This window comes from Streptococcus infantis (assembly GCF_047463175.1).
GTDB classification, from domain to species: domain Bacteria; phylum Bacillota; class Bacilli; order Lactobacillales; family Streptococcaceae; genus Streptococcus; species Streptococcus infantis_AC.
In genome coordinates this window covers 270,374-282,183 of the sequence record NZ_JASHEJ010000002.1, presented here as the reverse complement: position 1 = coordinate 282,183, position 11,810 = coordinate 270,374, and the positions used below count along the sequence as shown (strand labels likewise).

Annotated in this window: 7 protein-coding genes; 5 read left to right on the top strand and 2 right to left on the bottom strand. The window is 39.0% G+C overall.

Translation table 11 applies throughout. The annotated features are described in order from the left end of the window. The first annotated feature begins 106 nt into the window (after positions 1–106). Positions 107–1,999, top strand: coding sequence for a DUF2207 family protein (locus QM859_RS05170; protein ID WP_414262349.1), 1,893 nt, complete (start codon positions 107–109; stop codon positions 1,997–1,999). 61 nt (positions 2,000–2,060) lie between these two features. Then, positions 2,061–2,906 (top strand): undecaprenyl-diphosphate phosphatase, encoded by an 846-nt coding sequence (locus QM859_RS05165; protein ID WP_036756966.1) that lies wholly within the window; start codon positions 2,061–2,063, stop codon positions 2,904–2,906. A 35-nt stretch (positions 2,907–2,941) separates the two neighbouring features. On the opposite strand, the gene dinB is transcribed toward QM859_RS05165, so the two are convergent. Beyond that, positions 2,942–4,003, bottom strand: coding sequence for a DNA polymerase IV (gene dinB, locus QM859_RS05160; RefSeq protein WP_414262348.1), 1,062 nt, complete (start codon positions 4,001–4,003; stop codon positions 2,942–2,944). 238 nt (positions 4,004–4,241) lie between these two features. Here dinB and pflB point away from each other — a divergent pair, with 238 nt between their 5' ends. After that, positions 4,242–6,557 carry a formate C-acetyltransferase gene (gene pflB / locus QM859_RS05155; protein WP_414262347.1) on the top strand — a complete coding sequence of 772 codons (2,316 nt, stop codon included), beginning with the start codon at positions 4,242–4,244 and terminating at the stop codon, positions 6,555–6,557. A 406-nt stretch (positions 6,558–6,963) separates the two neighbouring features. After that, entirely contained in the window at positions 6,964–9,066 is a 2,103-nt protein-coding gene (locus tag QM859_RS05150; protein WP_414262346.1) for an AAA family ATPase, read from the top strand. A gap of 58 nt (positions 9,067–9,124) precedes the next feature. On the opposite strand, the gene QM859_RS05145 is transcribed toward QM859_RS05150, so the two are convergent. After that, on the bottom strand, positions 9,125–9,607 hold the full coding sequence (locus QM859_RS05145; protein WP_045614382.1) for an S-ribosylhomocysteine lyase: 483 nt from the start codon (positions 9,605–9,607) through the stop codon (positions 9,125–9,127). A gap of 205 nt (positions 9,608–9,812) precedes the next feature. Between QM859_RS05145 and QM859_RS05140 the strand changes: the two genes are divergently transcribed. Next, positions 9,813–11,789 carry a peptide ABC transporter substrate-binding protein gene (locus tag QM859_RS05140; protein WP_414262345.1) on the top strand — a complete coding sequence of 659 codons (1,977 nt, stop codon included), beginning with the start codon at positions 9,813–9,815 and terminating at the stop codon, positions 11,787–11,789. Positions 11,790–11,810: the final 21 nt, after the last annotated feature.

The window sequence follows — 11,810 nt, the reverse complement described above, 5'->3', positions numbered from 1 at the left end:
AATGGCTCCCTCTATTGTATCGAAAAAGCGGAACTTTTTCAATCTTAGTAAACCCTTACTTGTAAAAAAATGATATAATGAGAAAAAGGTCAAAAGAGGCTATATTATGAAAAAAAGATGGTTAATAGTACTTATATTTACTTGTCTGATAATTGTTCCAAAATTGGTTTTTGCCGTGGATTTCAGCATTCCATCCTATAAGGGAGAACTGTATATTCATGCAGACAATACAGCAGAATTTAGACAGAAGATAGTTTATCAGTTTGAGGAGGACTTTAAGGGCCAAATCGTGGGACTTGGACGTGCTGGCAAGATGCCTAGCGGATTTTATATTGATCCTCAGCCAAAGGTTGAGGTATCTAAAAATGGTCATAAAATCGAAAATCTTACTAGCGAAGTGACAGAAGAAACGAATGGTTATACTGTTAAAGTCTATAATCCAGGTCAGGAAGGGGACAGGGTCGAAGTGGAACTTACCTGGCAATTGAAAAATCTTCTTTTCTTATATGATGATATCGCTGAATTAAATTGGCAACCCTTAACAGATAGTTCAGAATCTATTGAAAAATTTGAGTTTCATGTGATGGGAGATAATGGGGCCGAAAAACTCTTTTTCCACACAGGGCAACTCTATAGAGATGGAAGGATTGAACAGAGTGGTCATGACTATACTATTCGTTTAGACAATCTTCCGTCTAAGCGCGGAGTTGAGTTGCACGCCTACTGGCCTCGAACTGATTTTGCTAGCGCTACAGATCAGGGCTTAAAAGGAAATCGTTTAGAAGAGTTTAATAAGATAGAAGAGTCGATTGTTAGAGAAAAAGATCAGAGTAAACAACTCGTTACTTGGGTATTTCCTTCAATACTTTCCATCTCCTTGTTATTGAGTATCTGCTTCTATTACATCTATAGAAGAAAAACCACTCCTTCAGTCGAATATGCCAAAAATCATCGTCTCTATGAACCGCCGATGGAATTAGAGCCTATGGTTTTATCAGAGGCTGTCTACTCGACCTCCTTGGAGGAAGTGAGTCCTCTAACCAAAGGAGCAGGTAAATTCACCTTTGACCAACTTATTCAAGCTACCTTGTTAGATGTGATTGACCGTGGGAATGTCTCTATTATTTCAGAGGGAGACGCAGTTGGTTTGAGGCTGGTAAAAGAAGATGGTTTATCAAGCTTTGAAAAAGACTGCCTAAATCTGGCCTTTTCAGGCAAAAAAGAAACAACTCTTTCCAATTTGTTTGCGGATTACAAGGTATCTGATAGTCTTTATCGTGGAGCCAAAGCTGCTGATGAAAAACGGATTCAAGCAAGGGGGCGTCAGCTAAAATCCTCTTTCGAAGAAGCATTGAAAGAGATGCAAGAAGGAGTGAGAAATCGGGTTAACTTCTGGGGGCTCCCAGATTACTATCGTCCTTTAACTGGTGTGGAAAAGGCCTTGCAAGTGGGTATGGGACTTTCTACTATCCTACCTCTATTTATCGGATTTGGTTTGTTCTTGTACAGTTTAGATGTTCATGCTTATTTTTACCTCCCTTTGCCAGTACTTGGTTTTCTAGGTTTAGTTTTGGCTGTTTTCTATTATTGGAAGCTTCGACTAGATAATCGTGATGGTGTCCTAAATGAAGCAGGAGCAGAAGTCTACTATCTCTGGACCAGTTTTGAAAATATGTTGCGTGACATTGCACGACTGGATCAGGCTGAATTGGAAAGTATTGTTGTTTGGAATCGTCTATTAGTGTATGCAACTTTGTTTGGATATGCTGACAAGGTTAGCCATTTGATGAAGGTTCACCAGATCAAAGTTGAAAATCCAGATATCAATCTCTATGTAGCCTATGGCTGGCATAGCATGTTTTACCATTCAACAGCGCAAATGAGCCATTATGCCAGTGTCGCAAATACAGCAAGTACCTTTTCTGTATCATCCGGAAGCGGTAGCTCTGGTGGTGGTTTCTCAGGCGGTGGCGGTGGTGGAAGTGTTGGTGCTTTCTAAATAAAACTCAACACAGCCTTTAAAAGTATGATATAATGGAGGATAGAAAAAGGAGTAATCTATGTATTTTTTTGAAATTTTAAAATCAATCTTTTTTGGTATTGTTGAAGGAATTACGGAATGGTTGCCGATTTCAAGTACTGGTCACTTGATTTTAGCAGAAGAATTTATCCAGTATAAAGATCAAAATGAAGCCTTCATGTCTATGTTTAACGTAGTCATTCAGCTGGGTGCAATCTTAGCCGTTATGGTTATCTACTTTAACAAGCTTAATCCCTTCAAACCAGGTAAGGATAAAGTTCAAGTTCGTAGAACTTGGCAATTATGGTCCAAAGTTTTTGTTGCGACCCTACCTCTTCTCCTAGTCTTTAAGTTTGATGATTGGTTTGATACTCACTTCCATAATATGGTTTCAGTAGCCATCATGTTGATTGTTTATGGGGTTGCCTTTATCTATCTTGAAAAACGTAACAAAGCGCAAGCGATTGAGCCAACAGTTACTGAGTTAGACAAATTACCTTACAAAACAGCATTGTATATCGGTCTTTTTCAAGTCTTGGCCCTTCTACCAGGGACTAGCCGTTCCGGAGCAACTATCGTAGGTGGTTTGTTGAATGGGACTAGTCGTTCAGTGGTAACAGAATTTACCTTCTATCTAGGAATTCCAGTTATGTTTGGAGCCAGCGCTTTGAAGATTTTTAAATTCATCAAGGCTGGAGAAGTCTTGAGTTTTGGTCAATTCTTCTTGCTCTTGGTAGCAATGGTAGTGGCTTTTGCAGTCAGCATGGTTGCCATTCGTTTCTTGACCAGCTATGTCAAAAAACACGACTTTACAGTGTTTGGTAAATACCGTATTGTCCTTGGGAGTGTGTTGCTACTTTATAGCTTCATTCGACTATTTGTATAAGAAAAAAACCTTGAGGGTAGATTCCTTCAAGGTTTTTAAAATCCAGTCACAGTGACTCCTAATAAACGGACCCCCTTGTCTTTATCACTCAGTGTTTCGTAGAGTTGGATAATACTTTGAGCAATTTCTTCAGAGTCTTGTGTTTGTTGATTTAGTGTTTTTCGTTTTGTCAAAGTAGAAAAGTCAGCATAGCGGATTTTCAAAATGACGATCTTACCACTTTTTTCATATTTTTGAAGACTAAGAGCAACTTTTTCCGAAAGGAGAGTTAGCTCTTTTTTAATATCTTCGTCTAGACTTAGAATCTTACTGTAAGTTTTTTCTTTACCAATAGACTTACGGATACGATTTGATTTGACGGGAGAGTTATCTATACCTCGAGCCTTACGATATAGTTCAAAGCCGAGTCTTCCGAAACGATCAATGAGAGTGATTTCAGCAATCTCTAAAAGGTCAGTACCCGTATATACACCCATTTGATGGAGTTTTTCAACTGTTTTCTTGCCCACACCGTGGAATTTAGCGATATCCATTTGTTTGAGAAAATCTTCAGCTTCATCAGGAAGAATGACTGTCAAACCACGAGGCTTTTGATAGTCACTTGCCATTTTAGCTAAAAATTTATTGTAGGATACACCAGCAGAAGCTGTTAATTGCAATTCATTCCAGATATCCTGCTGAATTAAACGAGCAATTTTAACAGCAGATTTGATACCAAGCTTGTTTTCAGTTACATCTAGATAGGCTTCGTCGATACTCATGGGTTCAATTTTATCCGTATATCGTTTAAAAATAGCTCGAATCTGTTGGCCAACAGTAGTATATTTTTCATAGTTCCCAGAAATAAAAATAGCTTGAGGACAGCGTTCATAAGCCTCTTTGGAACTCATGGCTGAGTGAATGCCGAATGCTCTAGCTTCATAACTACAGGTTGAAACAACACCCCGACCACCTGTTTTCCTAGGGTCGCTACCAATAATAACGGGTTTGCCTTTAAGTTTAGGATTGTCACGAATTTCTACAGCAGCAAAAAAGGCATCCATGTCAATATGGATAATTTTACGGGATAAATCATTCATCAGTGGAAATATCAGCATGAAATGGCCTTTCTTTAGTATTTTTTCTAGCCTTATTATACCTTTTTTCTGAAAAAATAGGAAATAGCTAATTATTTTTCAAAAATATAATACAGTTTGTACTAAAATAACAACTGTATTATAAAAGAAAGTGTTGAAAAATAGTAATTTCACTTGTTGAAATCGTTTACTGTGTGTTATACTGAATACATGAATGTAACAGATTACTGTTACTAGAAAGATAAAAGAGGACATTAACATGGTTGTTAAGACAGTTGTTGAAGCACAGGACATTTTTGACAAAGCCTGGGAAGGCTTTAAAGGTGTTGACTGGAAAGAAAAAGCAAGTGTATCACGCTTTGTACAAGCTAACTACACACCTTATGATGGAGATGAAAGCTTCCTTGCAGGACCAACAGAGCGTTCACTTCACATCAAAAAAATCGTAGAAGAAACTAAAGCACACTACGAAGAAACTCGTTTCCCAATGGACACTCGTCCAACTTCTATCGCTGATATCCCTGCAGGATTCATCGACAAAGAAAACGAAGTTATCTTTGGTATCCAAAATGACGAACTCTTCAAATTGAACTTCATGCCAAAAGGTGGTATCCGTATGGCTGAAACTACTTTGAAAGAAAATGGATACGAGCCAGACCCAGCTGTTCACGAAATTTTCACAAAATATGTAACAACTGTTAACGACGGTATCTTCCGTGCTTACACTTCAAACATCCGTCGTGCTCGCCACGCTCACACTGTAACTGGTCTTCCAGATGCATACTCACGTGGACGTATCATCGGTGTTTATGCGCGTCTTGCTCTTTACGGTGCAGACTACTTGATGCAAGAAAAAGTGAACGATTGGAACTCAATCGAAGAAATCGATGAAGAAACAATCCGTCTTCGTGAAGAAATCAACCTTCAATATCAAGCATTGCAACAAGTTGTACGCTTGGGTGATCTTTACGGAGTTGACGTTCGCAAACCAGCGATGAACGTTAAAGAAGCTATCCAATGGGTAAACATTGCCTTCATGGCTGTCTGCCGTGTTATCAACGGTGCAGCAACATCTCTAGGACGTGTGCCAATCGTATTGGATATCTACGCAGAACGTGACCTTGCTCGTGGTACATTTACTGAATCAGAAATCCAAGAATTTATTGATGATTTCGTTATGAAACTTCGTACAGTTAAATTTGCTCGTACAAAAGCTTATGACCAATTGTACTCAGGTGACCCAACCTTCATCACAACATCTATGGCTGGTATGGGTAACGACGGTCGTCACCGTGTTACTAAGATGGACTACCGTTTCTTGAACACTCTTGACAATATCGGTAACTCTCCAGAACCAAACTTGACAGTTCTTTGGACTGACAAATTGCCATACAACTTCCGTCGCTACTGTATGCACATGAGCCACAAACACTCTTCAATCCAATACGAAGGTGTTACAACTATGGCTAAAGACGGATACGGTGAAATGAGCTGTATCTCATGTTGTGTGTCTCCACTTGACCCAGAAAACGAAGATCAACGTCACAACATCCAGTACTTCGGTGCTCGCGTTAACGTTCTTAAAGCTCTTCTTACTGGTTTGAACGGTGGTTATGACGATGTTCATAAAGACTACAAAGTATTTGATATCGAACCAATCCGTGACGAAGTCCTTGAATTCGAATCAGTTAAAGCTAACTTTGAAAAATCTCTTGACTGGTTGACTGACACTTACGTAGATGCTTTGAACATCATCCACTACATGACTGATAAGTACAACTACGAAGCTGTTCAAATGGCCTTCTTGCCAACTAAACAACGTGCTAACATGGGATTCGGTATCTGTGGTTTCGCAAACACTGTTGATACATTGTCAGCTATCAAGTACGCTACAGTTAAACCAATCCGTGACGAAAATGGCTACATCTACGATTACGAAACAATCGGGGAATACCCACGTTGGGGTGAAGATGACCCACGTTCAAACGAATTGGCAGAATGGTTGATCGAAGCTTACACAACTCGTCTACGTAGCCACAAACTTTACAAAGACGCAGAAGCTACTGTATCACTTTTGACAATCACATCTAACGTTGCTTACTCTAAACAAACTGGTAACTCACCAGTCCACAAAGGTGTATACCTCAACGAAGATGGTTCTGTGAACTTGTCTAAACTTGAATTCTTCTCACCAGGTGCTAACCCATCTAACAAAGCTAAAGGTGGATGGTTGCAAAACTTGAACTCACTTGCTAGCCTTGACTTTGGTTATGCAGCTGATGGTATCTCATTGACAACTCAAGTTTCACCACGTGCTCTTGGTAAAACTCGTGACGAACAAGTTGATAACTTGGTAACAATCCTTGATGGTTACTTCGAAAACGGAGGACAACACGTTAACTTGAACGTTATGGACTTGAACGATGTTTACGAAAAGATCATGTCAGGTGAAGACGTAATCGTACGTATCTCTGGATACTGTGTAAACACTAAATACCTTACTCCGGAACAAAAAACTGAATTAACACAACGTGTCTTCCACGAAGTTCTTTCAATGGATGATGCATTGAGCTAAGATTTATAAATAGTAAATCAAAAACCAGTCACTCTGACTGGTTTTTTTGTTATAAAAATTTTTTTAAAAAAAAATAGTCAAATTTGGTCAAATATGTTGACTAAAACTGACCAAAGTGATATACTGAGAACATAAGGATAATGAAAGTCCTTAGAAAACCTTGATTTTAAGGTGATTGTATATAGTATCTTAAGATCAAAGTATGGGTAAAACCTAGAAAAGAGGTACAACCTATGGTTAACATTAGTATTTTTAGAAGTCCAATCGAAAAACCTGTATTGGATAAAGAAAAACCTGAAATTATACGTAGAGTAGCAAATAGCTAGTCTAAATTTTTTGAAACAAAGGTCAGATAAGGTCAAATTATTTTGACTAAGTAAATTTGAAAACAAACGAGGTATGAAATATGAATAACAACTTTAATAACTTTAACAACATGGATAATTTATTTAACCAATTGATGGGCGGTATGCGTGGATACAGTTCAGAAAATCGTCGTTACTTGATTAACGGCCGTGAAGTAACACCTGAAGAATTCGCTATTTACCGTCAAACCGGTCAACTTCCAAGCGAAGGAAGTGAACAAACTCAGTACATTCAAGGTAAAGGTATGAAACAAGATGGGATTCTTGAAAAACTTGGACGTAACTTAACAGCAGAAGCTCGTGAAGGGAAGTTGGACCCAGTGATTGGACGTAATAAAGAAATCCAAGAAACTTCTGAAATTCTTTCTCGTCGCACAAAGAATAATCCAGTTCTCGTCGGTGATGCTGGTGTCGGTAAAACAGCTGTAGTTGAAGGGCTTGCACAAGCAATTGTAAATGGTGATGTTCCAGCAGCAATCAAGAACAAAGAGATCATTTCTATTGATATTTCTGGACTTGAAGCTGGTACTCAATACCGTGGTAGCTTTGAAGAAAACATTCAAAACTTGGTAAACGAAGTCAAAGAAGCTGGAAATATTATACTTTTCTTCGACGAAATTCACCAAATCCTTGGTGCTGGTAGCACAGGTGATGGTCAAGGGTCTAAAGGTCTTGCTGATATCTTGAAACCAGCTCTTTCACGTGGGGAATTGACAGTGATTGGGGCAACAACTCAAGATGAATACCGTAATACCATCTTGAAAAATGCAGCCCTTGCTCGTCGTTTTAATGAAGTAAAAGTTAATGCTCCATCTGCTGAAGATACTTTCAAGATTCTTCAAGGTATTCGAGATCTTTATCAACAACACCACAATGTTATTTTGCCAGATGAAGTCTTGAAAGCTGCCGTTGATTACTCTGTTCAATATATTCCACAACGTAGCTTGCCGGATAAGGCTATTGACCTTGTGGATGTGACAGCTGCTCACTTGGCAGCACAACACCCAGTTACAGATGTACATGCAGTTGAGCACGAAATTCAAGCGGAAAAAACTAAACAAGAAGAAGCTGCGGCTAAAGAAGATTACGAAGCAGCTCTAAATGCAAAAGTCCGTATCGAAGAGCTTGAAAAGCAAATTGCTAATCATACAGAAGATCACAAGGTTACAGCTACTGTAAATGATGTAGCTGAGTCTGTCGAACGGATGACTGGAATCCCAGTATCACAAATGGGTGCAACCGATATCGAACGATTGAAAGATATGGGCCACCGTTTGCAAACTAAGGTTATCGGTCAAGATAAAGCTGTTGAGGCAGTAGCACGTGCGATCCGCCGTAATCGAGCAGGATTTGACGAAGGTAACCGTCCAATCGGTAGCTTCCTCTTTGTAGGTCCTACTGGTGTTGGTAAGACTGAGTTGGCCAAACAATTAGCGCTTGATATGTTCGGAACGAAGGATGCCATCATCCGTTTGGACATGTCAGAATACAGCGACCGCACAGCCGTTTCTAAATTGATTGGTACAACAGCTGGTTATGTTGGTTATGATGACAACAACAATACCTTGACAGAACGTGTTCGCCGTAACCCATACTCAATCGTCCTTCTCGACGAAATTGAAAAGGCTGACCCTCAAGTCATCACCCTTCTCCTTCAAGTCTTGGATGATGGTCGTTTGACAGATGGTCAAGGTAATACTGTCAACTTCAAGAATACGGTGATTATCGCAACTTCAAACGCAGGCTTTGGTTACGAAGCTAACTTGACAGAAGATGCTGATAAACCAGAACTTATGGATCGTTTGAAACCTTACTTCCGTCCAGAATTCTTGAACCGTTTCAACGCTGTGATTGAATTCTCACACTTGAGCAAAGAAGATCTTTCTAAGATTGTAGACCTTATGTTGGTTGAAGTTAACAAGACACTTTCTAAGAAAGACATTGACTTGGTAGTGAGCGAAGCTGCTAAAGAATACATGACTGAAGAAGGCTACGATGAAGTCATGGGTGTTCGTCCACTCCGTCGTGTGGTTGAACAACAAATCCGTGACAAAGTCACAGACTTCCACTTGGATAACCTTGATGCTAAACACCTAGAAGCTGACATGGAAGATGGTGTTTTGGTCATTCGTGAAAAAGCCTAAATCAAGATTTTGAAAATAAAAAAAGGAACCAGTTCAAAAGCTGGTTTCTTTTTTATTATTAGATGACATGACGTTCAAAGGCATCGTCTGAGATTCCTTGTTGGAGAATCAATTTTGCCCATTCCTTAGCAGAAAAGAGGCTGTGATCCTTGTAGTTTCCGCAAGATTCAATAGTTGTTCCTGGGACATCTTCCCAAGTTGTTGTTTCAGCGATTTCCTTCAGTGAATCCTTGATGACAGCTGCGATTTCAGCGCTAGAATGACGTCCCCACATAATCATATGGAACCCTGTACGACAACCAAATGGTGAACAATCGATCATACCGTCGATGCGAGTACGGATTAGCTTAGCCAAGAGGTGCTCAATGGTATGAAGTCCAGAAGTAGGGATAGAGTCCTCATTTGGTTGAACCAAGCGGATATCAAAGTTAGAAATGATATCTCCTTTTGGACCTGTTTCTTCTCCGATTAAACGGACATAAGGTGCTTTAACAATGGTGTGGTCAAGTTCAAAACTTTCAACAATAACTTCTTTTGTCATAGTATTTCCTTTCAACTTTCTTCTTTCATTATATCATAAAGATTTATTTGATAATTGTCAAAAAAAGAATTTTGTATCAGATGTTTATTGAAAAGTTAGAAATAGGAAAAAATATTTTCAAATCAATTTGAAAAATTCTGAAAATTGTATTGACACTTGGCGAAAAAGGGACTATAATGTATAAAAAGTCATAAAGGAGTTTATTATGAAATTTTCAAAAGTAATGGCCCTAGCAGGGGTGACTCTGTTAGCGTCAGGTGTTTTGGCAGCTTGTTCAGGTTCGAGCGCAAAAAGTGGAAATACGTTTTCTTACGTGTATGAAACTGACCCAGACAACCTCAACTATTTGACAACTGGTAAAGCTGCAACTGCTAATATCACTAGTAACGTCATCGATGGTTTGATGGAAAATGACCGCTACGGAAACTTTGTGCCATCAATGGCAGAAGACTGGTCTGTATCTCAAGATGGTTTGACTTATACCTATACAATTCGTAAAGATGCTAAATGGTATACTTCTGAAGGTGAGGAGTACGCAGCTGTGAAAGCTCAAGACTTTGTAACAGGTCTTAAATATGCAGCTGATAATAAATCAGAAGCCCTTTATCTCGTCCAAGATTCTATTAAGGGTCTGGATGCATATGTGAAAGGTGAAGTTAAAGACTTTTCTGAAGTTGGAATCAAGGCAATTGATGATCAGACAGTTCAATACACTTTGAACAAACCTGAAAGCTTCTGGAACTCTAAAACAACTATGGGTGTTCTTGCACCGGTCAATGAAGAATTCCTTACTTCCAAAGGAAGTGACTTTGCCAAAGCAACTGATCCAAGCAGTATCCTTTATAATGGTCCTTTCTTGTTGAAATCATTGGTAGCTAAATCTTCAGTAGAATTTGAAAAAAATCCAAACTACTGGGATAAGGACAATGTTCATATTGATAAAGTAAAACTATCATTCTGGGATGGTCAAGATACAGACAAACTTGCAGACACCTTTAAGGCTGGCGGCTTCTCAATGGCTCGTCTCTTCCCAACAAGTGCAGGATATCCTAAACTTGAAAAAGAGTTTAAAGACAACATCGTTTATACACCACAAGATTCTGCAACTTTCTTGGTTGGGACAAATATTGATCGTCAGTCTTACAAGTACACCTCTAAGACTACAGATGAGCAAAAAATTTCAACTAAAAAAGCTCTCCTAAACAAAGACTTTCGTCAAGCCATTGCCTTTGGTTTTGATAGAACAGCCTATGCTTCTCAGGTCAATGGAGAAAGTGGAGCGACAAAACTACTTCGTAACTTATTCGTACCACCAACATTTGTTCAAGCTGATGGTAAAAACTTTGGTGACTTAGTTAAAGAAAAATTGGTAACCTATGGTGACGAGTGGAAAGATGTGAATCTAGACGACGCTCAAGATGGTCTATACAATCCTGAAAAAGCGAAAGCAGAATTTGCTAAAGCTAAGACAGCTCTCCAAGCAGAAGGCGTTCAATTCCCAATTCATTTGGATATGCCAGTTGACCAGACTAATACTACAAAAGTTCAACGTGTTCAATCATTGAAACAATCGCTTGAAGCAACGTTAGGAACTGACAATGTTGTCATTGACATTCAACAACTTCAAAAAGATGAAGTTCTTAATGTTACCTACTTTGCTGAAACAGCTGCTGGAGAAGATTGGGATCTCTCAGATAACGTTGGATGGTCTCCAGACTACATTGACCCATCTACTTACCTTGATATCATCAAACCATCTGTTGGTGAAAACACTAAGACTTATCTAGGATTTGATGCTGGTACAAACAACGCTGCTGCAAAACAAGTTGGTTTGGAAGATTACGAAAAGATGGTTGTTGAAGCTGGTAATGAAGACACAGATGTTTCAAAACGTTATGATAAATATGCTGCTGCCCAAGCTTGGTTGACAGATAGTGCTTTGATTATCCCAACAACTTCTCAAACTGGACGTCCAATGTTGTCTAAGATGGTACCATTCACCCTTCCATTTGCTTACTCAGGTAACAAGGGTATGAGTGAAGCCCTCTTGTACAAGTACCTTGAACTTCAAGATAAACCAGTAACTGCTGATGAATATCAAAAAGCTCAAGATAAATGGAAGAAAGAAAAAGAAGAATCTAATAAAAAAGTGCAAGAAGATCTTGCAAACCATGTAAAATAAAAGAAGGTGGAGTTAGTAATT